Here is a 23107-nt window from a genome sequence, read left to right as displayed (position 1 = left end):
CGTCGAGGCGGCGCGCTGTCGATGCCGTGCTGCTCCCGTGCTGGCCGTTCTCAGTGCGGTTGCCCCCGCGCTGCGGCGATATGAGCTATTCCAACACGTCTGGATGCACTCTGGCAACATTGACGGATCTCAGTGGGCTTTCGACCCGCTCGGGTACTTGCGGCACGGCCGGTCGGCGGGGGTCAGTGGACCGAGGGCGGCCAGCGGTGGGTGCGCCACTCGTACCAGGTCGGGAATCCCGCCGGGGGGTCGTCGATGGGCTCGCCGCCGTCGAGCTCGCCCGGCGTGGGGACGTCGAAGCGGGCGGCCCACTCGACGAGTTCCCCGTCGGACATGGGCCACGTCGTGTGCGGTTCCTCGGCCTGGCGTTGGTCACGTCGTTTCCGCTGCTCGGACGGGCTGAGAGCGAAGTAGTGCAGTTCCACCGTCGCGCCGACGTCAAGCGCCGCGCGGCGCAGGGCGGAACGCTCGTTGCGGTCCCACAGGCCGTAGTCGAGCACGACGTTGGTGCCGAGTTCGAGGGCGCGCAGCGCGATCTGGATGAGCCTTCCCTCGATCACGGCTCCCGCCAGGGGCGGATTCCCGGGCCCGTAGAGAGCCTTCACCCACTCGTCCTTGGTCAGCCGAAGTGCTCTCCGTTCGATCTCGATGCGCCGGGCAGCCGTGGTCTTCCCGGCGCAGGGCAGGCCCACGGTCAGGAACAGTGTCGGTTTCTCCATCAACATCCTCCGGCCGGACGCCCCCATCATCGCGCACCGCCACCCGGGCCGCTCCCCGTTGCCCGGTGTTCCCCGCCGTGCTGACGTACGGCGACGGGTGGACGGGCGGTGTCACATGGTGCGGGCGGGCCTCGCCATGGTCAGCCGAGGTACTCGTCTTCGAGGGTGGGGATCACCGGGGACAGCAGGCGGTCGGCGTGTTCGGTGACCGTTGCGCGCACCAGCCGGAAGACCCGGAAGGCCAGTTCGTGCCCGGGGTCCTCGTCGTCGTGCACGTACAGCAGCCCGTAGGACCCGGGGGCGAGCTGACCGATCCTGGTGAACAGGTCGAGGATGTCGGCACCCGACGTGCCCCGGTGGTTGGGGAACCCGCCGAGATGGACGTGGTACGCGCCGTTGACCGGGCGTAGGTCGATCAGCCCGTGGCCGGTGAGACCGTCGAGCAGGTGCTGGATCTCGTCGAGGCGCAGGGGTGGGTCGTCGTCGACCGCCTCGGCTGTCGAGCGGAGGGTGATCCACCCGTGGTACTCGAACATGGCGGCAGTGTAGGTGCACCTCCTCAGGTCGCGGTGCCGTCGCCTGGCGTGCCGGTGCGGCGTAGCTCGCGTAGTACGCCGTGGCGGCGCAGGGCCCAGGTGAGGCGTGGGACGCTCGGGTGCCGGATGAACAGCACGGCGACGCGGCGGGCCAGGCCGACCCGGTCGGCGTCCATCTGGTTCTCGACCGCCTGCCAGACCAGCTCGCGCACCCTGGCGTCGTCCAGCACCGCCCGTACCTCACGCCGCACCCTGGGGTCCTCGGCCGCCGAGGTGATGGCGGCAGCCTGACCCGGTCGGTCGGCACGCGGTCGGACCACCGCCGCGAGGAGCGGTCGGCGTACCTCGTCGCGTTCCAGCAGCAGCAACACCGCTTCCCGGATCTCGGTCGTGTCCAGACTGGACCGCAGCAGCCGCAGCAGGCTGCGTTCCACCTCGCGGTCATGGTCCGCAACGGAGAGCGTGGCCAGCAGCAGCGCCACCTCCTCGAGGTCGACGACGTGGCGTACCCCGTCGCGGAACTCCGGCAGGCCCCAGGCGGCCTGCAGCGCCGTCACGAGATCGCGGTTCACGACCAACCGCTACCCGCAACCGGCGACCGGTGAAACCCCGGACCGATCGGGTCCACCCCGTCGGGCCGCGGGCCGGCCAGGTGGCGGTGTGAGGGCGGCCGCCGAGCAGGTGGTGCAGGTGGGTGGCTGGACTGCGGGGCGGCTCCGGACCCCCATCGGCGCAGGAAGCCCTCGAACCGTGGCGTTGCCGCCTCCGTGCAGGGGACGTTCCCGGTGAACCGCACCACCGTATCCGGCAGACCGGGTTGCAGGCGTGCCAGGAGCCGTCGTGCGTCGAGGACGTCCTGGGCGTGCCGGATCCGGGGTGGGCGGTGGGCGTCAGCGTCGTCGCGACGGGCTCAGGCGGCTGCCTGCCGGGGGCAGAGCATCGGGTGCAGCAGCCGGGACAGCTCGGCGACGTCGGCGACGGGTCGCGCGAAGCTCACCCTCGCCCGTCGGGCCGCGCCGGGCTGGCCGTACGCGACCAGCAGGCCGTACCGGTCGATCCGGACCACCCGTGGCGACTCGGCACCGGTGAGCTTCAACTGCCGGCGCAGGTGGGCCGCGACCTGCTCGGCGTGGTGGTCGGCGAGGTCGGCCAGCAACCCCGCCTCGGCCGCGTGCAACGGGTCGGGCTCGGCCTGTGCGTACGCCTGCGGGTCGATCGGGCGCGTTGCGCCGGCGCGTTCCCAGCGGGCCTCGGTCACCTCGAACCGGTGCAGCTGGAACCTGCTGCCCACGTCGAGCAGGTCGCCGGTGGGCCGGGTGGCGGCGAAGTCCATCGCGGCCTGCCGGGCCGCGTCGCCGTCGAGGCGCTCGGCCCAGCCGGAGACCCAGGCCCGGCCGAGCGAGGGGGCACCGGCGGTGGGCGGCAGGTCGAGCACGTCGAGGACGGCGGCGACGGCGGTGTCCCCGGCGGGCGGCGTGAGCGCCGTGGCGAGGTCGCCGGGTGCCGGCACCAGCAGCAGCACCCGGCCGGCCGGGTCGGTGGCGTGCCGGACCTGGTGCGGGCCGGTGCTGCCGGCCAGCTGGGCGAGGGCCGGCAGCCCGCCCGCGACGAGGGTACGCACGATCTCCGCCGGGCTGGGTCGCATGATCCCTGACTCCTCAATGTAGGTTAGCCTTACCTAAGTTGCAGGCTAGACCATTCGATCGGAGACGTCGAACGTGAACCACCCCCGCCCCAAGGCCCGGCTCTCCCGCGCGCTCGGCATCCCGCTCACCCGCAAGTGCGTGCGGTACTTCGAGCGACGTCCCTACCCGCCGGGTGTGCACGGTCGCAACCGGCGCAAGACCTCCGACTACCAGGTCCGGCTGCTGGAGAAGCAGCGGCTGCGCCACCAGTACAACGTCAGCGAGGCCCAACTGCGCCGGACGTTCGACGAGGCCGCCCGGGGCGCCGGGAAGACCGGTGAGTCGCTGGTCGCCCTCCTGGAACGGCGACTCGACGCGGTGGTGCTCCGGGCCGGGCTGGCCCGCAGCATCTACCAGGCACGCCAGCTCGTCGGACACGGCCACTTCACCGTCGACGGGCACAAGGTCGACCGGCCCTCGTACCGGCTGCGGCCCGGCCAGGTGGTCGCGGTACGCGAGCGCAGCCGCGCCCTGCCACCGTTCCAGCTCGCCGCCACCGGCGCGCACGCCGACGACCGACCCCGCCCGTACCTGTCGGTGGAGCTGACCGGGCTGCGCGCCACGCTGCTGCGCGAGCCCGCCCGGCACGAGGTGCCGGTGGTCTGCGACGAGCAGCTCGTGGTGGAGTTCTACTCCCGCTGAGCGGTCAGCGGCGGCCCGTCCCTCCGCACCTGCCGCCGCTGCGGCACCGGCGGGTCGCCGCTGCCCACCACGGGCCCCGCAGCGGCGTCGGTGCGGGTCGGCCCGGGACCGTCGGCGGCCCGGGCGGTCCACGCCGCCCACAGCCGGGCGTAGCTTGCCCCCGCACCGACCAGATCGGCGTGCGGACCACTCTCGACGATCTCGCCATGGTCCATGACGATGATGTGGTCCGCGGCCACGGCCTGGGTGAGGCGGTGGGCGACGACCAGGGCGGTGCGTCCCGCCAACGCCGCGGCGGCGGCCTGTTCGAGGTCGCGCGCACCCGCGCTGCCCGCCTCGGCGGTCGCCTCGTCCAGCACCACCACCGCGGGGTCGAGCAGCACCACCCGGGCCAGCGCCAACTGCTGCGCCTGCGCCGCAGTCAGCGGGTGGCCGCCCTCACCGACCACCGTGCCCAGGCCCTCGGGGAGCGCGAGCACCCAGGTCAGGGCACCGACGCGGGCCAGGGCCGCGGTGAGTTCCTCCGGTGTGGCGTGCGGGCGGGCCAACCGCAGGTCCTCGTCGAGGGGCCCGGCGAACACGTGGGTCTCCTGACTGACCAGGGCGACCGTCCGGGCGGGCAGCTCGGTGACGGGTACGCCGCCCAGGGTGGCCGTTCCGTGCCCGGGGCGCAGGGCCCCGGCGGCGATCGACGCGACCGTGGTCTTCCCGGCGCCGGTGGACCCGACCAGCGCGACGACCTGGCCCGACCCGACCCGCAGGGAGACGTCGCGCAGCACCGGCGTGGCCCCGTCGTAGCTGAAGCCGACGCCGGTCAGGACGAGGTCGTGCGCCGTCGGCGCGGTGCCGCCGCCACGGCCTTCGGGGTCCGTGCCGAGCACACCGACGAGACGGGCCAGGCTCGCCCCCGCATCCTGGGCCTTGTCGAAGGTGACCATCAGGTGCAGCACCGGGCCGAACAGGCGGTGCAGCAGCAGCGCGGCCGCGGAGACCTCGCCGAGAGTGACGGCGTCCCGGCGGACGAGCAGGAATCCCACCGCCAGCACCGCGCCGAGCCCGGCCAGCTCCGCCCCGTGGATGCGGCCCACGAAACGGGTGTAGAGGGCGAACACGCTCGTCGAGATGTCCCGCGCGCGGGCCGAGACCGCCGTGATACCGGCGAGGTGCCGGTCCTCCAGCCGGTAGGCGTGCACCGTACGGATGCCCTGCACACTCTCGACGAACTGCTGCGACCGCTGCGCGATGGCGACCCGCTCCGCCGCGTAGGCCGGCGCGGCCCGGGGGAGGTACCACCGCAGGCCGAGCACATGGAGCGGGACGGCGACCGCGCCGGCCAGCCCCAGCCGCCAGTCGATGCCGATCATCGTGCCGAGGCTGATCGCCGCCAGCAGCAGGGCCGAGATCAGGGTGGGCAGAACCTCGGTGACGGCCCGGTCGATGGCGCTGACGTCCGCACCGACCCGCGAGACCAGGTCGCCCCGGCCCGCCCGGTCGAGCACCGCCGCCGGCAGGCGCAGCGCGGCGTCCAGGGCGCGTTCACGCAGGTCGGCGAGGATCCCCGCACCCAACCGGCGGATCAGGTGGGCGCTGACGCCGGTGGCCACCCCGCCGACGACCGCCGCGGCCACGATGACCACGGCGACCGGCACGAGCGCGTCGGTGCCGCCACCGGCCCGGACCCGGTCGACCAGCAGGCCCAGGGCGTATGCGGGGACGATCGCCGTGGCGGCGGCGAGCAGCCCGACGACCAGGGTGCCGCCGGTGCCGCCCGGGCGGGCCCGTAGTTGCGCACCGAGCCACGCCCTGCTCTCGTGCGGGCCGGCCACGGGCAGGATCGGGTGGGTCACCGCAGCACCGTCCGGCGGTAGCTGTCGTCGTGGCTGACGAGTTCGGCGTGCGTACCCTCGGCGGCGACGGCGCCGTCCCCGATGAACACCACCCGGTCGGTGGCGGCCAGCAGCGTCGGGCTGGTGGTGATGACGACGGTGCCGTAGCCGGCATCCGAACCGTGCCGCAGGGCGCGGATGCCGTCGGCGACGGCCCGTTCGGTGACCGCGTCGACGGCGGTGGTCGGGTCGTGCAGGACCAGCAGCGGCGGCGCGGCGAGCAACGCGCGGGCGAGCGCGACACGTTGACGCTGGCCGCCGGAGAGGTTCGCGCCGCGTTCGGTGACCGGCATGCGTAGGCCCTCCGGGTGCAGGTGTGCCACCTCGGCGGCGGCAGCGGCGCGCAGGGCCTCGTCGAGCCGTCCGCCGTCGTGCCGTCCGTCGTCGTGCCGCCCTCCGTCGTCGCGCAGGGCGATGTTCGAGGCGAGGGTGCCGGTGAACAGGTCGGTGCGGTGCGGTTCGCTGTGCAGCACCTGCCGCGCCCGGCCCCGGTCCACGGCCTCGAGCCGTTCGCCGCCGAGCAGGACGTCACCCGTGTGACCGTCGGGCACCGCCAGCAGCCGCGCCAGCGCCTCGGCGTCCGCCGGTCGGCGAGCCACCACACCGACGAACTCCCCGCCGCGCACGTGCAGGCGCAGCCCGGCGAGCGGGCCGTACGTCACGTCGGTCAGGCGCAGCTCGTGGCCGCTGCTGCGGGGCACGGCGGCACCCGGCGGCAGGACCACGTCGGCCCCGACGACGGCGGCGACCCGCTCCGCCGCCGCGCGGGCGGCAGCGGTCCAACTGGGTACGACCGCGAGCACGCCGAACGGTTCGACGAGGAACTGCGCGGAGCCGATCACCGTGATGAACTGGCCGACCGTGATGCGGCCGGTGAGCGCGAACCAGCCCGCCATGAGCGCGATGCCTCCGGACAGCAGGGCGCTCAGCATCGTGGACGCGCCCAGGTAGGCGTTCTGGGTCCGGGAGGCGCGCAGCGTGGCCGCCAGGGCGTGGCGGCTCACCCGGTGGTACCGCTCGACCGCGGCGTCCTGCGCGCCGATGCCGCGCAACGCCCGCAGCCCGGTCACCAGGTCGGTGGCGAGCGCGGTGGCCCGGCCGGCCTGATCCTGTTGCTCCTTGACACGTCGGGCGATCAGCGGCGCGGTGCGGTTGAGGACCGCCAGCACGACCGGGATGGCGACCAGCACGGTCAGTCCGAGCGGTGGCGAGATCAGCAGCAGCGCGACCGCGCTGACCGTGACCGCCACCAGGGCGCTGGTGATCCGGGGGATGTGGTCGAGCAGGTAGGAGGTGTACTCGGCGTCGGTGGTGGTGACCGCGAGCAGGTCGCCGGTGTGCCGTTCGGCCCGGAGCACGCGTGGGTGCAGGATCCGCGCCGCCAGCTCGACCCGCAGTTGGTGACCCTCCTCGGCGATGGCCCGTTGCAGGCGTCGCGCGCCGAAGCGGTAGGTCACCGCCAGCACCAGGTAGACCGCCGCCAGGACGGCGATCCAGACGAGCAGTGCGGTCAGGTCGCCGGTGGCGACGCCCCGGTCGACGATGACGCCGATGAGGATCGGCACCAGGGCCGCGCAGAGCTGGTAGACGCCGGCCAGTGCCGTTCCGCTCCAGAGGCGTCGCCCGTTGCGGGCGACCGCCCTACGCAGGATGACGGTGCCAGCACTGATCTTGCTCACTGCCTCATACCCCCTGGTCAACGGCTCAGGAACGTGGAGTACTTTACCGATCAAGTATTAGGTAAGCCTGTCCTTACTATGTGAGTTGGAGTACTCCGTATGCGCCCCTCCCGGTTGCTCACCGGAATCGTCGCGGTCGCCACCACGCTCGCCCTCGCCGCCTGCGGCGGGTCGTCCGACTCCGACGGGAAGCCCGCCGCGTCCGGGCCCGCGACGGCGACCTTCCCGCTCACCGTCACCCACGCGCTGGGCACCACCACGATCGACAAGAAGCCGGAGCGGGTCGCCACCGTCAACTGGGCCAACCACGAGGTCCCCCTCGCCCTGGGCGTCGTCCCGGTCGGCTACGCCAAGGCCAACTTCGGCGACGAGGACGGCGACGGGCTGCTGCCCTGGGACGCCGCACGACTCAAGGAACTCGGCGCGTCGACCCCGGTGCTGTTCGACGAGACCGACGGCATCGACTTCGAGGCGGTGGCGAACACCAGGCCGGACGTCATCCTGGCCGCGTACTCCGGCCTGACCAAGCAGGACTACGACACCCTGACGAAGATCGCGCCGGTCGTCGCGTACCCGCAGGCGCCCTGGGCCACCTCGTGGCGCGACAGCATCAAGCTGGAGAGCAAGGCCCTCGGCCTGGCCACCGAGGGTGACGCGCTGATCGCGAAGATCGAGAAGCAGATGAAGGACGAGGCCGCCCGCTACCCGAAACTGGCCGGCCGGTCGGCGATGTTCCTGACCCACCTCGACCCGACCGACCTCAGCAAGATCAGCTTCTACACCACGAACGACACCCGGGCCCAGTTCTTCACCGACCTCGGCATGACGCACCCGCAGAGCATCGCGAAGGCCTCCGCCGCGACCAAGGAGTTCAGCCTCACCCAGAGCGCCGAGCAGGTACAGAACCTCAGCGACGTCGACATCATCGTGACCTACGGCGACGCCGACGGCACCACCCTGGCCACCCTCCAGAAGGACCCGCTGCTGTCCAAGATCCCCGCGATCAAGCGCGGCTCCTTCGTCACGCTGCCCGGCAGCACCCCCGTCGCCACCGCCGCCAACCCGACACCCCTGGGCGTCTCGTTCGTCCTCAAGGACTACGTCGATCTGCTCGGCAAAGCCGCCGACAAGCTCTGATGACCGGTGCAGCCACCTCCGGGCCGGACGTCGCCCTGCTGCGACGTCCGGCCCGGACCCGCCTGACCTGGCTCCTGGTCGTCCTCGCCGCGCTGACCCTGGCCCTGATCGCGTCGGTCGCCTTCGGTTCCCGGATCGTCGGCTGGGCCGACATCACCGCCGCACTCGGCGGCACCCACGACACCCTCGACCAGGCGGCCGTGGTCAAACGCCTGCCCCGGACGGTGCTCGCGGCCCTGGTCGGCGCGGCACTGGCCCTGTCCGGGGCCGTGATGCAGGGCGTCACCCGCAACCCGCTCGCCGACCCGGGGATCCTCGGGGTGAACATGGGCGCGATGCTGGCCATCGCCGTCGCCATGACCACCGTCGGCCTGTACACCGCCACCATGTACATCTGGGTCGCCATCGCCGGAGCGGCGGTGTCCGCGCTGTTCGTCTACGCGGTCGGCTCACTCGGTCGCGGCGGCGCCACCCCCCTCAAGATCGCCCTGGCCGGGGCGGCCACCTCCGCCGCCCTCGCCTCGCTGGTGGTCGCGGTCGTGCTGCCGCGTGGCGACATCGCCGAGAACTTCCAGTCCTGGCAGGTCGGCGGCGTCGGCGGGGCCAGCTGGGACAGCATCGGCCAGGTCCTGCCGTTCCTGCTCGCCGGGCTGGCCAGCTGCCTGCTGTGCGCCCGGGCACTCAACTCCCTCGCGCTCGGCGACGAACTCGCCGCCGGCCTCGGCGAACGCGTCGCCCTGGTCCGCGGGATCGCCGCCGCCGGCGCGGTGGTGCTCTGCGGCGCGGCCACCGCGGTCGCCGGACCGATCGCCTTCGTCGGCCTCATCGTCCCGCACCTGTGCCGGCTGCTCGTCGGACTCGACCACCGTTGGCTGCTGCCGTTCGCGACCCTGGTCGGCGCGGTGCTGCTGACCGTCGCGGACGTCGCCGGACGGGTGGTGAACCGCCCCGACGAGATCGAGGCCGGGATCATCACCGCCCTGATCGGCGCCCCCTTCTTCATCTACATCGTCCGCCGGCAGAAGGTACGCGAACTGTGAGCACCACGACCCTGAGGGCCGTCACCCGCGGCCGGGTCCGGCGCAGCCGACGACGCCGTGCCGTGCTGACCGCACTCTCGGCGGCGGTGGCCGCGCTGGTCGTCGTCTCGCTGATGGTCGGGCAGACGTTCTACCCGCCCGGCGACGTGCTGCGGGTGATCCTCGGCGAGACCGTGCCCGGCGCGTCGTTCACCGTCGGTGAACTCCGGCTGCCCCGCACCGTCCTGGCCCTGGCGACCGGGCTCTGCTTCGGCATGGGCGGCGTCACCTTCCAGACCATGTTGCGCAACCCGCTGGCCAGCCCCGACATCATCGGCATCAGCTCGGCGGCGAGCGCCGCGGCGGCATTCGGCATCATCGTGCTCGGCCTCGGCGAGACCGGCGTCTCGATCTTCGCCATCGTCGCCGCGCTCGGCGTCGCCGTGCTCATCTACCTGCTGTCGTTCACCGACGGGGTGGCCGGCACCCGGCTGGTGCTGATCGGCATCGGCATCGCCGCCATGCTCAACAGCGCCACCTCGTACGTCCTCAACCAGGCCGGCCAGTGGGACCTGCAGGCGGCGACCCGCTGGCTCAACGGCAGCCTCAACGGCTCCACCTGGGACGAGACCGTTCCGGTGCTGGCCGCGCTGGCCCTGTTCGGCCCGGTGCTGCTGAGCCAGGCCCGGAACCTGACCATGCTGCAACTCGGCGACGACACCGCCGCAGCGCTCGGCACCCGGCTGGAACGTACCCGGCTGGTCTCGATCGTCGCGGCCGTCGGCCTGATCGCGTTCGCCACCTCGGCCACCGGGCCGATCGCGTTCGTGGCCTTCCTGGCCGGGCCGATCGCCGCCCGGCTGGTCGGCGTCGGCGGCTCACCGCTGGTGCCGTCCGCCCTCGTCGGCGCGTTGCTGGTGCTGGTCGCCGACTTCCTCGGCCAGTTCGCCTTCGACATCCGCTTCCCGGTGGGGGTGATCACCGGGGTGCTCGGTGCCCCGTACCTCATCTACCTGCTCGTCCGCACGAACCGCGCCGGAGGCTCGCTGTGACCACCGACCACGCCCTGACGACGGAGAAACTGACCGTCGGCTACGGCGACCGCGTCGTCATCGAATCGCTCGACCTGCTCGTCCCGCCCGGCCGGATCACCGCGATCGTCGGCGCCAACGCCTGCGGGAAGTCGACGCTGCTGCGGTCGATGTCGCGACTGCTCGCCCCGCGCGCCGGTCACGTCATGCTCGACGGCCGGCAGGTGCACCGGACGCCGGCCAAGGAGCTGGCCCGCACCCTCGGCCTGCTGCCCCAGTCACCGATCGCCCCGGAGGGCATCACCGTGGCCGACCTGGTCGGTCGGGGCCGCAACCCGCACCAGCGACTGCTGTCGCGCTGGAGCGGGGACGACGACCGTGCGGTGGCCGCCGCCCTCGACGCCACCCACACCGCCGACCTGGCCGACCGGTCGGTCGACGAACTCTCCGGCGGGCAGCGGCAACGGGTGTGGATCGCGATGGCGCTGGCCCAACAGACCGAACTGCTGCTGCTCGACGAGCCGACCACCTTCCTCGACGTCAGCCACCAGGTCGAGGTGCTCGACCTGCTCACCGACCTCAACGCCACCCGCGGCACCACGATCGTGATGGTGCTGCACGACCTGAACATGGCCGCCCGCTACGCCGGCCACCTCATCGCGCTGGCCGACGGTGGCCTGTACGCGGCGGGGCCGCCGACCGAGGTGCTGACCGAGGAGTGCGTCCGGGCCGTCTTCGGCCTGGACAGTCGGGTCATCGTCGATCCGGTCTCCGGCCGGCCGTTGATGCTGCCGATCGGTCGCCATCACGTCTCGGCCGCTCGCACCTAGCCCCACGACGAGCCTTGCCGGGTCGGCCGGTACGGGTTGCGGAGGTCCCCTGTCCCACCCTCGCCGTCGTGGATCTGCACCCGGTGGTTCGGCCCGAGTGCGCTGCGGGTGGCCCGCCGCTACCGGCTGGACCTGCACCTGGAGGTCGGCGGACGGCCCGATTCGCGCGGGTACGCCACCACGGTGACCCGCGACCTCGACCGGGCGCTGCGCGACCGGGGCCTGGGCCACGCCGAGCAGAGTGGCAGCAGCATGCGCCGGGACGCCTCCGGTGGCTACGTCACCCACGCCGTCAGCGTGGACATCGCGGTCTTCGACGATCTCGCCGCCGGCACCGACCTCATCCGGCACACGCTGCTGCGCCACGATCCGGCACCGGAGACCGTGCTGCGTCACCAGGGGGGCACCGACGCAGTGGTGGCGCTGCGGTGACCCCGGCGGGTCGGCAAACGGCCGACCCGCCGCCGGCCGGACGGCACTATGCTGCGACCAGTCCCCGTCGAGCAGGGAGATGACGTGTCGCGTCGTACCGGTAGGCCCTCGTATCTGCTGGCCGCGTCGCCTTCACCACGCCGCCGGCCGTCCCGGCTCGCCGTCGTCGCCGCGATCGGGCTGGTCGTCGCACTGGTCGGTGGCGGCATCGGATACACGGTCGGTCGACCGGACGCCACCGAGTCGGCCATCGCCGACCTGCGCCGGGCCGAGGCGAAGCGGGACGCCCAGCAGATCACCGAGCTGACGGCCACCGCCCGACGCCTCCGCGACGAGATCACCCCCGTGCTCGACGCCCTGCGGGCCGGGCCGACCGCCGACCAGCAGCAGGCACGCCAGTGGCAGCAGACCGTGCTGCGGGCGGCGGAGCCGTTCGCCGACCCACCGTCGGGCAGCACGGCGACCAACGTGGCACGCGGTGGTCTGCGTGGTGCCGTGGAGCAGACGTCCCTGGCCGTCGAGTCGTACCTCCTCGCGGTCACCGGGCCACCCGCGCAGCGGGCGGCGCTGACGGCACTGGCGAAACGGCAGGCGGAGCAGGCCGCCGCCGCCTGGTCCGTCGCCGCTACCCAACTCGATCAGGTCAACGTCGACGCCGGCCACGGCCACCAGCACGTCTACCTGGACGGCGACCAGCACGACGGCGCGCAGGAGGGCACCGGCGGGTGACCGGGGCCGGGCCGGGCCAGCCACCCGGTTCGGTCCGGCGTACCCGCGCCACCCGGGTCGTGCCCGTGCGGCGTCGACCGGCCGGCGGGGCTGCGGTGCGCGACGGGGAATGCCATGGTGGACCCGCCGCACCCCCGACCCGGACGGAGCGCACCGATGCCCGCGACGGAACTGCTCGCCGAACGGTTGGTGCGGGCCGGGATCGGGGACGTCGTCACGGTCGAGCCGGTGAGCGGTGGCCTCGCCGCGCTCGCCGGGATCGCCCACCGCAGGGACGCGCCACCGGTCTTCGTCAAGACCTTCGCCGATCCACCCGACGGCGACGCGTTCGTCGCGGAGGCCGACGGGCTGACGGCCCTGCGGGAACTGGGCGGCCTGGCGACCCCCGACGTGCTCGTGGCGAACCACGAACTGCTGGTGCTGTCGCTGTTGTCGCCGAGGCCGCAGGACGGGGCCTTCTGGGAGCGGTTCGCTCACGCGCTCGCCCACCTGCACACCAGCACCGTCCACCCCCGCTTCGGCTGGCACCGCGACAACTGGTTGGGGCGTCGCCGGCAGGTCAACACCTGGGCCGACGACGGCTTCGCCTTCTTCGCCGAACGCCGTCTGCTGCGCTGGCTCTCCGAGCCCCGGGTCGAGGCGGCGCTCGGTGCCGCCGACCGGGCCGCGATGCAACGGCTGTGCGCCCGGCTGCCCGAGCTGCTGCCGGACCGGCCGGCGTGCCTGACGCACGGCGACCTCTGGTCGCAGAACGTGCTGTCCACCGGGGACGGACAGGCGGCGTTGATCGACCCGGCGGTGTCGTACCTGTGGGCTGAGGTGGACCTGGCCCACCTGTGGACCACGGCTGCGCCACCGCAGTCGCGTCGGTTCTTCGCCGTCTATGCCGAGCTGACCGGCCTCGACGCCGACTGGCGGGACCGCATGCCGATCATCCAACTGCGGCAACACCTGGCGGTGCTGGCCCAGTTCGACGACGACTGGGGTGCCGCCGAGACGATCCGCGCCACGCTCGCCCCGTTCCGGTCGCGGGCCTGACCGGCCGCGATCGTCGAGCACCGGGAACGTCCCGGGAGCCGGCGGCCGACCCGGGCGGCCGGGCGCCGTCACGATCCCGACGGCACCGCGGGCGGCTGCCGATCCGGCCAGAACGGCCATTCCTCGAACGACCGGCACCGCCCGTCGTCGGCGAAGCGCATCACCCACAGGTCGCGGTACTCCTGCCTGACCGGGTCGCCGTAGTGCACCTCGTGGCGGGACACGGCGGTGTCGCCGTCGACCGCGACGATCGCGCTGGTCATCCGGAACACCTCGTCGGGGCCCTTGCGCTGCGCCTCCCACATCCGGGCGATGGCCGGCAGACCCACCACGGGGGTCAGGTAGGGCCCCTGCTGGTAGCTCGCGTCCTCGGTGAAGAGCGCGCCGAGGGTGTCCGTACCCGGCGTCCGCCAGGCCCGCTCGTAGGCGACGAGCCAGTCGTCGACATGCTTCCTGTCCATGCGCCCCACCCTGCCATCCGGCAGACGATGGAGTGCCGCACACCGCCCACACCGCGGGCAGCGGACCGGCGGCGCTGCCGCCGCGATCGCGCCGGGAGCGGCCGGGAAGGCCGACAGGCGGGAGTGCGGTACGTCACCCTGACAAACTGTACCGGCTGGTCGGTACAGTTCCGGCATGATCACGCCCTCGACCCCGGTCGCCGCAGCGGCGCTGTCGACCCGCCGACGGTGGGCGGCGCTGGCCGTGCTGGCCGCGGCGGTGCTGCTGCTCGCCGTCGACGGGACGGTGCTCTCCCTGGCGGTGCCGGCGCTGACCGCGAGCCTGGCACCGACCGCGGAACAGGTCCTCTGGATCGGTGACATCTACTCGCTGACCCTGGCGGGGCTGCTGGTGCTGATGGGCAACCTGGCCGACCGGTTCGGACGCAAACGGGTCCTGCTGATCGGTTCGGTGGCCTTCGGTGCGGCATCGCTGCTGGCCGCGTTCGCCCCCAGCGCGCCCGCGCTGATCGGGGCGCGTCTGCTGCTCGGTGTGGCCGGCGCGACGCTGATGCCGTCCACCCTGTCGCTGATCCGCAACATCTTCCCCGACAGCGGCGAACGGACCCGGGCCATCGCCATCTGGTCCACCGCCTTCGGGGCCGGGTCGGCGATCGGGCCGCTGGTGGGCGGGTTCCTGCTGGAACACTTCTGGTGGGGCTCGGTGTTCCTCATCAACGTGCCCGTGATGGTCCTGGTGGTGGTCTCCGGTCTGCTGCTGCTCCCGGAGTCCCGGGACCCGCGACCGGGCCGCTTCGACGTGCTCTCCGCCGTGCTGTCCATGACGGCGGTCGTGCCCCTGGTGTACGCCGTCAAGCACGTGGTCGGGGCCGGCCTCGACGGCGTGACCGTGGCCTGCCTGCTGGCCGGGCTGGTCGCCGGCGTGCTGTTCGTCAGGCGGCAGCGGCGGTTGGAACAGCCCATGCTCGACGTCGAACTGTTCGGCAACCCGGCGTTCGTCGGGGCGGTCGTCGCCAACGTCATCGCCATCTTCGCACTGGTCGGCATGCTCTTCTTCTTCTCGCAGTACCTCCAGTTCGCCCGGGGGTTCAGCCCGTTGCAGGCGGGTCTGGCCGAGTTGCCCGCCACCCTGGCCTCGATCGTCGTCGTCGTGATCATCGCGTTGGTCGTGGCCCGGTTCGGCCGGGGCCGGGCCATCGCGCTCGGCCTGGGCCTCGCCGCCGCGGGGCTGGGCGCGGTGGCGGCGGCCGCGCACGCGCCGTACCTCTGGCTCGGGTTGGCGCTGGTGCCGATCGGCCTCGGCATCGGACTGGCGATGACGCTGACCGGCGACGCCATCCTCTCGGCCGCGCCACCACGCAAGGCCGGTTCCGTCTCGGCGATCACCGAGACCGCCAACGAACTCGGTGTGGTGCTGGGCATCGCGGTGCTGGGCTCCCTGCTGTCGCTGGTCTACCGCCACGCGGTGAGCGTGCCGGCCGGACTGCCGGCCGGGGACGCGGCCCGGGTCCGTGACTCGCTGGGCTCGGCGCTGCAGGTGCTCCCGCCGCAGTCCACCGCCGGTGCGCGGGACGCCTTCATCACCGGAGTGCAGGTCAGCTCGTCGGTCGCGGCGGTGCTGACCCTCGGCGCGGCCGTGCTGGCGTGGGCGCTGATCCCGTCGCCGCGCCCGCCCCGGCCGTAGGTACGGTGTCGCCGTGGGACGTACCGCCGGCCGGTCGCCGCAGGCCACCCGACGTGCCCTGCTGGACGCCGCCGCGGACGCCGTGCGCGCCCGGGGGATCCACGCCTCGCTGGACGACATCGCCCGCTTCGCCGGGGTGTCCAAGGGTGGGCTGATCTACCACTTCGCCAGCAAGGACGAGTTGATCGCCGAACTGGCCCGCGATCAGCTCGCCGCCTTCCAGGCGAGCATCGACGCCGCGCTGGACCCCAGCGACACCGCACCGGGACGACTGACCCGGGCCTACCTGCGCGCGGCGGTGGCGCCCGCCGACGACGCCACGGTACGCGCATCGCTGTCGCTGATCACCCAGCTCATGACGGTGCCCGCGGTCGCCGAACTCGCCCGGGCCGACGCGGAACGGCTGGAGGCGGCCCTCGCCGCCGACGGGCTGCCCGCCGAGGTGCTGGCGCTCGTGGTGGCGGCGGCGGACGGCATGAGCACCGCGCCGTTGTGGGGCGCCCCGACGCACACCCCGGCCCACCGACGGCTGGCGGAGCGGCTGCTGCACCTGACCCGGAACCCGCACCTGTGGGAGACGCTCACGCCCTGAGCCGGGCGACCCGCACGGCCCGTCACGGCCGCGACGTCGGCGGCTGTTCCACGTCCCGCCACCGGCGGTATCCTCATCCACTCTCGTCGATCGGCGAGGTGGTTTCGTTCCGCTCCGCGCACCCTTTCGGAGGCACGATGAGGTTCCGCATCGCCCGTACGCTCGGCGCGCTCGCGCTCGCGCTCGTGCTGGGAGCCGTCGCCGTACCGGCGACCCCGGCCGCCGCGCACGACACCGCCGACGCGATCGCGGTGTACCCACCGATCCAGGACTCGTCCACCTGGAACAGGTTCGGCGGGTCCGGGCCGGCCAACCACCACATCGTGTTCGGCAACTGGGGCTACACCAACGACTGGGCGGTCGACATCTACCGCAACCCGGGAGCCACCGTCGTCTCCCCGTTCGGCACCAAGACGGCGGCCGGGCACCCGGTCGCGGTCACCGTGGTCACCGTCCGTCCGGGCTGCGCGACCGGCAACCTCGCCGACGGCGGCTACCGGATCGGACTCGAAGCCCGGGACACCACGACCGGTGGGATCATCGGCCGGGCGGACGTGATGCACGTGAACGACAAACCCGGCGGTGTCGTCGTCGGGGCCTCGGTCGGCCCGTGGACCAAGCTCGGTGAGACCGGCCGGTTCCGGTACTCCAGCTGCTACCAGGTCAACGGGGACAGCGGCGCGCACATCCACCTTGAGGTGATCAACCAGCACCGGTACTCCTGCTACGTCAACCGCGCCGCCGACACCGCCCTGACCGACCTGACCGTGGTCGGCCGGATCGGCGTCCACTACTCCGGCCAGCGCGCCGCCTGCTGACGACGGCCGGTGGCGCGACGACCGATCCGTCAACCGACGGTCGGCGTCGCCACCGCCCGCCGGGGCCGGGTCCGTGCCGGACGCTGTCGGTTGGCCGGCAGTGTCCGGGCACGGACAGTAGCCGCCATGGGACCTCGGGTCCCACCCATGATGGGTCACGTTGACGTGCCGTCGCGACAGGCCGGCGGACGGGACACCCCGGTCAGGAGGATGGGCATGCCGTTCGAGGTCGACTTCAACTGGGCATCGCAGGCCGTCATCGAGACGGTGGCCGTGCCGTTCCCGTCCCTGGAGACACCACCCGGCGTGGTCGTCGCCGACCCCGCGGTCCCGCAGTTGGCGTTCCAGCACTCCGGCCCGGTGACGGTCACGATGCTCGGCAGCGGCCGGTGGAACCGCGACACCAGCTACCGGTTCAACGCCGGCTGCAACCAGGAACCGCACCAGGCAGCGGCGATCGGGGAGGTCGGGGTGCTCGCCGCCGCGCAGGCGCAGCAGTTGGAGGACTGGTTCCTCCAGCGGTATCCGACCGTCAACCCGGTGGTGCTGAAGAACGGCGGGAAGTGGAACCTCACCCTCACCCGCAACGGTGCGGTCTTCAACTTCCACGTCGGCGTCCACGACTGACACCTCCCGTGCCGGCGCAGGGCGGCCCGGCCGTCCCGCGTCGGGTCCCCGGGGCCTGCCCGAACGGTGGATCAGCGATCGGCCACTGTGGATCTACGATCGGTCACAGTCCCGTCACCCCTGCGGAAGGACCCCCATGCCCCAGCCGATGCGCCGCAGGTTCACCCGACTCGCGGTGGTCGCCACCGCGGCGGCCGCCGTCAGTTTCACCGTCCAGCCGGCCCCGGCCGCCGCCGTGCCGTTCGACTGGAACGGGGCCTTCGCCACGTACGAGGAATGCGAGCAGTGGCGCATCGACGCCAGCTACTGGGGCGAGGTGGCCAGCAACTGCGTCTACCGCACCCTGCCCGACAGCCAGTACAACGGCTGGTACTTCCGGGCCTCGATCGCGGGCTGAGCCCCGACGACGGGCGGCCCCGGCCCACGGCCCGCCCGGGCGTACCGGACGGGTTCACCGCACCCGTCCGGTACGCCCGGGCGGCCACCGAGGCGGGCAGCAGCGCGACCATCCGTCCGAGTTCGATCTGCCGCAGCATCTGCACCATGTCCGCGAACGGTGGCCGCTGCTCACCGTGGCGGACGTAGTGGTACGCGCCGGGGACGACCTGCTGGTGCCCGGCCTCGATGTCGGCCAGCCGCAGCCGTGGCGGCGCGGTGAGCGGGTGACCGGTCGGCAGCGCCAGGGTGATGATCGCGCCCGAACCGGTCCTTCTCCCCGTGCCGCCCACCGCGTGACGATGGGCGTCATGGTCGTCGTCACGACCCCCACGGGCACCATCGGTGCCGCCGTCGCCGCCCGCCTGCACCGCAGCGCCGCTGAGCGGCAGGGGTGACGCAGGTCAGCTCTGCTGGTAGTTGACGGCGGCGAACCCGCACGGCCGGTGCAGGTGCAGGTAGTAGGCGCCCTCGCCGTACTCGTCCAGGTCCGCGCCGCCGACCAGACCGACGTAGTCCATCGGCTGCCGGCACCCGGGGCAGTCGGGGTGGTCGGCGTCCTGGATCCAGTCGGGCCGGCCACCAAGCGTCGAACCGCCCCGGTCCCACGCGCTGGCCTGATAGGGGCTCTCCCGGGCTTCCCCGGGGACCGGCAGCAGCGCGGGCGGATCCTCCGTCCCGGCGGGACCGAGATGGTCGGGGCGGGTGTTACCGGTCCACCAGCCGGTGCCGCCGTCCGGCGTGACCCGGCTGTACAGCGTCGTGTAACAGGCGCAGAAGTGGCACGTCTCGATCACCAGGCGACCGGACCAGCCGGTGTGCGCCAACGCGACACCGACGGCGGGGTCCGCCGGGTCGAGGTCCGCAGCCGTCCACAGCGGCGACGCGCACCACGGGCAGATCGCCACGTCCGGCCGCCGTGGTGCCTCGCGCATGAGCCACCGGTACGCGGTGTCCCCGCACAGGTCGCGCCGGTGGCCCTGCGGGTCGACCGTCCAGCCGCCCTCGGACGCGTAGTCCAGGATGTCGACGTGCAGCGTGTCCGCGCCGGGCGGGGGCTGAGCCGACCAGCGACGTAGGGCGTCCTCGGCCAGCGGGTGGGCGGTGTGCGCCAGGACGACCAGCAGGTGGTTGAGCTGCTCCGGTGTCCGCCCGCCGTCGACACGCGCGACGACCCGGCGGACCACGTCGGCGTCCGCCGCCCGGTACAGCTTTCCCGGCCACAGCACGTCGTGGTCGAGAAGCGAGCTCAGGTGCGGCGTCAGCCTGCCCGGCTCGGTGTCCGCGATCAGGGACAACTCCTCGACCGCGTCGTCGTCACCGGCGGACACCTTCCGGACCAGCTCCTCGATCATGGCCCGATGCTAACCAACCCGACCGACGGCACCGAACCGCGTGGCGGCCCGCGAAGCGGTGCCCCTCGCCCACCGTCCGGTGCTGAGCAGCGCCAGGGCGGCGATGCCCACGCCGAGACCGGACACCAGCCACCACACCGGCCGGGTGGAGTCGGTGAACGAGGTGCCGTCACCGACCGAGCCCACCATCGTGCCGGCGATCGCGACCCCCAGGGTGGTGCCGGTCTGACGGCCCGCCGAGGCGAGTGAGGTGGCCAGGCCCGCCATCGAACGCGGCATCCCGGAGACCGCGGTGTTGGTGACCGGCGGGTTGAGGGTGCCCTGGAAGATTCCGAAGAGCAGATAGCTCGCGAGCACGGCGACGAGCGGGGTGGCCGGCCCGATCAGCAGGGACGTGAGGCCGCCCAGCGCGAGCGCCGTCCCCGAGGCGAGCAGCGGCAGGCGCGGCCCACGGGCCCCGACCACCGTCCCGGTGTACGGCGAGAGCAGCGCGATCGACGCACCGAGCGGCAGCAGGCTGAGCCCGGCGGTCAGCGCCGACATGCCGCGGACGTGCTGGAGGTAGAGCGTGGTCACGAACAGGAAGGCCCCGAAGGCGCAGAGCGCGAACAGGGCCATCAGGATCGCCGAGCTGAACGGCACGCTGCGGAACAGCCGCCACTCCAGCAGTGGATCGACCCGGCGGGCCTCGTACCCGACGAGGCCGACCGTGGCCAGCGCGGCGACGACGAGCAGCCCCAGGATGACCGGTGCCGTCCAGCCCTGCCGGTTGGACCCGATGACCGCGTAGACGACGCTGCCGAGCACCGCGATCACCAGGAGCTGGCCGACCGGGTCGAACCGGCGGGGCCGCGGCGCGCGCGACTCCGGCACGTACCTCGCGGTGAGGGCGAACGCGACGAGCGCCAACGGCACATTGATCCAGAAGACGGAGCGCCAGCCGAAGCCGTCGATCAGCGCACCGCCGAGGACGGGGCCCAGCGCGAGCGACAGGCCGGACATCGAACCGAAGACGCCGATGGCCCTGGCCCGTTCGGCGGGAACGGTGAAGGTGTTCGCGACGATCGCCATCGCCACGGGGTTCAGCATGGTCGCGCCGACGGCCTGCACGGCCCGCGCCGCGATCAACCAGCCGATGCCCGGCGACACGCCACACAGCAGCGAGCCGACGCCGAACATGAGGAGGCCGGTCTGGAAGACCCGCCGCCGACCGACCCGGTCCGCCGTGGAACCGGCCAGCAGGAGGAAGGCGGCCAGCACCAGTGTGTAGGCGTCGATGATCCACTGCAGGCCGGTCACCGTGGCGACCAGGTCGTCGCGGATGCGGGGCAGGGCGGTGTTGACGATGGAGATGTCCACCACCACCAGGACCATGCTGGCGCAGCAGATCGCCAGCACCAGGGTGCGACGGCGTGGGCTGAGCTCGCTCACCAGGTTCTCCCGATACGTACGGTCATCATCTGATGTCACGTCGTGACCGGGGTGATGCTAGGTATTCGAGTGCGCTCCAGGTCAAGCCGGAGCCGGGCGTCGCTGCGGCGGTGCGGGGCTTGTTCCCGGTCCGCACCCGGCTGCTGGTGACCGGCCGGGGCGCTCGGCGGGCGCGATGGTCGGCCCGTTCCTACACGGTGAATGCCGGTCCGGGCCGGCCGATGCCGATCCGGCCGTTGGTCGGGCGGTGCTCGAACGTCACCCCGATCTCGTCTTCCCAGCACCGCATGATGTCCTGTTCACCACGCCGGTCGATGTCGTCGAGCACGACGGCGAAGTCCTCGGCGAACCGCGCGGCGAAGAAGGGCCCGGCGGGATGACGGGCGTGCGCGTTCGCCGCCTGGTAGGCGGGAGGTCCGTCGACGACGAGCAGGTCGACGGCCCGGCCCGCGGTCATCTCCGCGAGACGGCGCTGCTCGTACCAGGTCGACTCCTCGTCCGGCCAGCGGGACTCCACAGGCACCAGGGGGGCGTGCACCACGGTCACCACGTCGCCGAGGCCCTCGCGCGCCAGCTCCTGACCGAGCAGTTCCGCCCAGCGTTCGTCGTGCTCCACGGTCCACAGGTGCCCGCCCCGCTGCCGCAGGAGCCGGCCGATGTAGAAGGTGGAGACGCCACTGCCCAGCTCGACGACGGACCGACGCTGGTTGACCAGGATCTCGTTGAGCACCGCGACGACTCCGCTCGGCCGCATGGCGCTCGCGCTCCACGGCAGGTACGTCAGCGACAGCGGGGCCAGTGCCTGCATGGCCAGCAGGTCGTTGCGTTGGAGTTCGTTGCGTTGCAGGGAGGGGCGGTGGCGCTCCTCGTATTCCGGCCGGGCGCTCACCGCGGCAACACCCCCGCCAGCCAGGAGGGCAGCTGCCCCTCGTCGAGGAGGTCGAGGACCACCGTCTTGGCCAGGGCGGAGGCGAAGTGCACCTGGGCGGCGCCGCTTGGTGACTGCAACCGCGACTCGAGCCTCGTACGCTCCCGTCGGTAGCTGGCCGCCTGCCGGCCGTTGGTGCGGAAGTCACTCGTCCAGCGGGACAGCTCACAGAAGTTCGCGACCGCCGGGGCGAAGTTCTCGAACAGGACCGCGCCGTGGTCGAGCCCGACGGTGTCCGGTTCGAGGAGCTGGACGAGCATCCAGTGGTACTGGTCGCTGGTGGCGTGCAGCCGGTCCGGGTCGACGCCGTGCGCCCTCAGGCGACCCAGGAGGGGAAAGTGCTCGCTGGGGGGCTTCGGGTACTTCGCGGAGAGGGCCACGATGTCGCCGGCCGGCCCGATGAAGCCACCGCTGTTGAGATAGGGGTACGGGCGCACGGGCGGGCTGTCGTGCAGGGCGAGGCCGACGTTGCCCAGCGGCCAGCAGTTCGACTCGGCACTGAACACGACACGCTGCGGGAAGCCCGCGTACGTGTCGAGGATGTGATCCGCCCCCCGCAGGAAGAGCGTGTCGTACGCGTCGGTGAACATCACCAACTCGTCGGGCGCCACGTGCCGGTCGAGGTATTCGGTCAGTAACGCGCGCTTGTCCCTCGGCCGGAAACCCTTCTGCGTGCCCTCCAGGACGACCAGCCTGAGTCCCGCAGCCGCGCAGGACGGTTCCAGCAGTCTGCGTAGGAAGGGATGTTCGAGGTCGGTGGCGATGGTGATGACCCTCATCTTCGGCGTCCAATCGTGCTGGCGGATCGTGGCGTGGGACCGCACCGGACGCGCGCTGGGACGGCTGCCCGAGCTGGGCGGGGGTCGACCGGCTGCCAAACTATCTATCCACCATGGTCGCTGTCGAGCAGCGCCACCCACCCCCGCCGCCCGCAAGAGCTGTTGTCGAGCCGTTCTCAAGCGCAGTGGTCGACGGGGTTCCCGCACCGCCGCCCGGGGGCCTGACGACGTACGAGGTGGTCGAGGAGCCGGCTCGCCGCCGCCGCGACGTGCTCGCCGGCCGCGAGGGAGCGCCGCCCGGTCGTGGCGAGCTGCTCGAAGGTCCGCAGGTCCAACTCGCTGGTGTCGAGCCCCAGCCGGTATCCGCCGGCCACGGTGACCAGCAGACGCCGGGCGACCTCGGTCACCGCGGCGTCCAGCAGCCGGCCCAGGCACTTGCGGACCTGCAGGACGTACGTCTACAGCGTGGTCTGTGCGCTGACCGGCGGATTCGCACCCCTGAGGACCAGTGGACCGAGGATCCGAATTTCATCTGCACCCGCAGAAGAGGGGAATTGGGGCCTCACGCCGATGGTCCCGACCGAGAGGCAAGCGTGTCTGACCATTGATGTCCGTAGTTTCTCAAGCCATTTCC

General features: G+C 72.7%; 26 protein-coding genes. 14 read left to right on the top strand and 12 right to left on the bottom strand.

Annotated elements, in window-relative coordinates; translation table 11 throughout:
• Positions 1-182: 182 nt before the first annotated feature.
• From AB0K25_RS21250 to AB0K25_RS21235, 4 genes are all read right to left on the bottom strand, one after another.
• Positions 183-719, bottom strand: a complete 537-nt coding sequence (locus tag AB0K25_RS21250; protein WP_357537247.1) for an ATP-binding protein — start codon at positions 717-719, stop codon at positions 183-185.
• A gap of 140 nt (positions 720-859) precedes the next feature.
• On the bottom strand, positions 860-1255 hold the full coding sequence (locus AB0K25_RS21245; RefSeq protein WP_363822181.1) for an Imm7 family immunity protein: 396 nt from the start codon (positions 1253-1255) through the stop codon (positions 860-862).
• A 23-nt stretch (positions 1256-1278) separates the two neighbouring features.
• Positions 1279-1827 carry a hypothetical protein gene (locus AB0K25_RS21240; protein ID WP_363822178.1) on the bottom strand — a complete coding sequence of 183 codons (549 nt, stop codon included), beginning with the start codon at positions 1825-1827 and terminating at the stop codon, positions 1279-1281.
• A gap of 338 nt (positions 1828-2165) precedes the next feature.
• Positions 2166-2900 (bottom strand): DUF2470 domain-containing protein, encoded by a 735-nt coding sequence (locus AB0K25_RS21235; protein WP_219460448.1) that lies wholly within the window; start codon positions 2898-2900, stop codon positions 2166-2168.
• Positions 2901-2973: 73 nt separating this feature from the next.
• Here AB0K25_RS21235 and rpsD point away from each other — a divergent pair, with 73 nt between their 5' ends.
• Positions 2974-3582 (top strand): 30S ribosomal protein S4, encoded by a 609-nt coding sequence (rpsD, locus tag AB0K25_RS21230; RefSeq protein WP_219460451.1) that lies wholly within the window; start codon positions 2974-2976, stop codon positions 3580-3582.
• Here rpsD and AB0K25_RS21225 read toward each other — a convergent pair.
• Together AB0K25_RS21225 and AB0K25_RS21220 are read right to left on the bottom strand one after the other, a co-directional pair.
• Complete coding sequence (locus AB0K25_RS21225; RefSeq protein ID WP_363822174.1) at positions 3570-5429, bottom strand: ABC transporter ATP-binding protein; 1860 nt, start codon at positions 5427-5429, stop codon at positions 3570-3572. The two genes, rpsD and AB0K25_RS21225, sit on opposite strands and share 13 nt — an antisense overlap.
• Entirely contained in the window at positions 5426-7147 is a 1722-nt protein-coding gene (locus AB0K25_RS21220; RefSeq protein ID WP_363822172.1) for an ABC transporter ATP-binding protein, read from the bottom strand. Before AB0K25_RS21220 ends, AB0K25_RS21225 begins: the two co-directional genes overlap by 4 nt.
• A gap of 99 nt (positions 7148-7246) precedes the next feature.
• Here AB0K25_RS21220 and AB0K25_RS21215 point away from each other — a divergent pair, with 99 nt between their 5' ends.
• The 7 genes from AB0K25_RS21215 (at position 7247) to AB0K25_RS21185 (ending at position 13363) form a co-directional block, all read left to right on the top strand.
• Complete coding sequence (locus AB0K25_RS21215) at positions 7247-8284, top strand: iron-siderophore ABC transporter substrate-binding protein (protein ID WP_363822169.1); 1038 nt, start codon at positions 7247-7249, stop codon at positions 8282-8284.
• The gene (locus AB0K25_RS21210; protein ID WP_363822166.1) at positions 8284-9324 is read left to right on the top strand and encodes an iron ABC transporter permease; all 1041 of its coding nucleotides are present in this window, start codon (positions 8284-8286) and stop codon (positions 9322-9324) included. The genes AB0K25_RS21215 and AB0K25_RS21210 overlap by 1 nt, the downstream gene beginning before the upstream one ends.
• Positions 9321-10355 (top strand): iron chelate uptake ABC transporter family permease subunit, encoded by a 1035-nt coding sequence (locus AB0K25_RS21205; RefSeq protein ID WP_219460464.1) that lies wholly within the window; start codon positions 9321-9323, stop codon positions 10353-10355. The genes AB0K25_RS21210 and AB0K25_RS21205 overlap by 4 nt, the downstream gene beginning before the upstream one ends.
• On the top strand, positions 10352-11164 hold the full coding sequence (locus AB0K25_RS21200) for an ABC transporter ATP-binding protein (RefSeq protein WP_219460469.1): 813 nt from the start codon (positions 10352-10354) through the stop codon (positions 11162-11164). The genes AB0K25_RS21205 and AB0K25_RS21200 overlap by 4 nt, the downstream gene beginning before the upstream one ends.
• A 36-nt stretch (positions 11165-11200) precedes the next feature.
• Positions 11201-11596 (top strand): hypothetical protein, encoded by a 396-nt coding sequence (locus AB0K25_RS21195; protein ID WP_219460474.1) that lies wholly within the window; start codon positions 11201-11203, stop codon positions 11594-11596.
• Positions 11597-11680: 84 nt separating this feature from the next.
• The gene (locus AB0K25_RS21190; protein WP_363822162.1) at positions 11681-12325 is read left to right on the top strand and encodes a hypothetical protein; all 645 of its coding nucleotides are present in this window, start codon (positions 11681-11683) and stop codon (positions 12323-12325) included.
• Between the two features lie 156 nt (positions 12326-12481).
• A complete protein-coding gene (locus AB0K25_RS21185) occupies positions 12482-13363 on the top strand; it encodes a fructosamine kinase family protein (RefSeq protein ID WP_219460483.1) in 882 nt (293 codons plus the stop codon).
• Positions 13364-13431: 68 nt separating this feature from the next.
• Here the strand turns inward: AB0K25_RS21185 and AB0K25_RS21180 are convergent, their stop codons facing one another.
• The gene (locus tag AB0K25_RS21180; RefSeq protein ID WP_219460487.1) at positions 13432-13824 is read right to left on the bottom strand and encodes a nuclear transport factor 2 family protein; all 393 of its coding nucleotides are present in this window, start codon (positions 13822-13824) and stop codon (positions 13432-13434) included.
• 175 nt (positions 13825-13999) lie between these two features.
• Between AB0K25_RS21180 and AB0K25_RS21175 the strand changes: the two genes are divergently transcribed.
• The 6 genes from AB0K25_RS21175 to AB0K25_RS21150 all read left to right on the top strand — a co-directional run bounded on the left by AB0K25_RS21175 (position 14000) and on the right by AB0K25_RS21150 (position 18378).
• The gene (locus AB0K25_RS21175; RefSeq protein ID WP_219460491.1) at positions 14000-15508 is read left to right on the top strand and encodes an MFS transporter; all 1509 of its coding nucleotides are present in this window, start codon (positions 14000-14002) and stop codon (positions 15506-15508) included.
• A gap of 13 nt (positions 15509-15521) precedes the next feature.
• On the top strand, positions 15522-16100 hold the full coding sequence (locus tag AB0K25_RS21170) for a TetR/AcrR family transcriptional regulator (protein ID WP_363822158.1): 579 nt from the start codon (positions 15522-15524) through the stop codon (positions 16098-16100).
• 137 nt (positions 16101-16237) lie between these two features.
• Positions 16238-16918, top strand: coding sequence for a hypothetical protein (locus AB0K25_RS21165; protein ID WP_363822155.1), 681 nt, complete (start codon positions 16238-16240; stop codon positions 16916-16918).
• 216 nt (positions 16919-17134) lie between these two features.
• Positions 17135-17545 carry a hypothetical protein gene (locus AB0K25_RS21160; RefSeq protein ID WP_219460498.1) on the top strand — a complete coding sequence of 137 codons (411 nt, stop codon included), beginning with the start codon at positions 17135-17137 and terminating at the stop codon, positions 17543-17545.
• 136 nt (positions 17546-17681) lie between these two features.
• Positions 17682-17942: a hypothetical protein gene (locus AB0K25_RS21155; RefSeq protein ID WP_219460501.1), complete on the top strand. Its 261-nt coding sequence runs from the start codon at positions 17682-17684 to the stop codon at positions 17940-17942.
• Between the two features lie 175 nt (positions 17943-18117).
• Positions 18118-18378 (top strand): hypothetical protein, encoded by a 261-nt coding sequence (locus tag AB0K25_RS21150; protein ID WP_363822151.1) that lies wholly within the window; start codon positions 18118-18120, stop codon positions 18376-18378.
• 6 nt (positions 18379-18384) lie between these two features.
• On the opposite strand, the gene AB0K25_RS21145 is transcribed toward AB0K25_RS21150, so the two are convergent.
• The 5 genes from AB0K25_RS21145 to AB0K25_RS21125 all read right to left on the bottom strand — a co-directional run bounded on the left by AB0K25_RS21145 (position 18385) and on the right by AB0K25_RS21125 (position 22880).
• Positions 18385-19335, bottom strand: a complete 951-nt coding sequence (locus tag AB0K25_RS21145) for a hypothetical protein (protein ID WP_363822149.1) — start codon at positions 19333-19335, stop codon at positions 18385-18387.
• 9 nt (positions 19336-19344) lie between these two features.
• On the bottom strand, positions 19345-20766 hold the full coding sequence (locus tag AB0K25_RS21140) for a DHA2 family efflux MFS transporter permease subunit (RefSeq protein ID WP_363822146.1): 1422 nt from the start codon (positions 20764-20766) through the stop codon (positions 19345-19347).
• Between the two features lie 190 nt (positions 20767-20956).
• Positions 20957-21655, bottom strand: coding sequence for a class I SAM-dependent methyltransferase (locus tag AB0K25_RS21135; RefSeq protein ID WP_363822143.1), 699 nt, complete (start codon positions 21653-21655; stop codon positions 20957-20959).
• The gene (locus tag AB0K25_RS21130; protein WP_219460519.1) at positions 21652-22473 is read right to left on the bottom strand and encodes a glycosyltransferase domain-containing protein; all 822 of its coding nucleotides are present in this window, start codon (positions 22471-22473) and stop codon (positions 21652-21654) included. The genes AB0K25_RS21135 and AB0K25_RS21130 overlap by 4 nt, the downstream gene beginning before the upstream one ends.
• Positions 22474-22649: 176 nt before the next feature.
• Positions 22650-22880: a hypothetical protein gene (locus AB0K25_RS21125; protein ID WP_363822139.1), complete on the bottom strand. Its 231-nt coding sequence runs from the start codon at positions 22878-22880 to the stop codon at positions 22650-22652.
• Between the last annotated feature and the right edge of the window lie 227 nt (positions 22881-23107).

The sequence above is a fragment of the Micromonospora sp. NPDC049257 genome, from assembly GCF_040678915.1.
GTDB lineage: Bacteria > Actinomycetota > Actinomycetes > Mycobacteriales > Micromonosporaceae > Micromonospora > Micromonospora antibiotica.
This window is presented reverse-complemented; position numbering and strand designations above follow the sequence as displayed.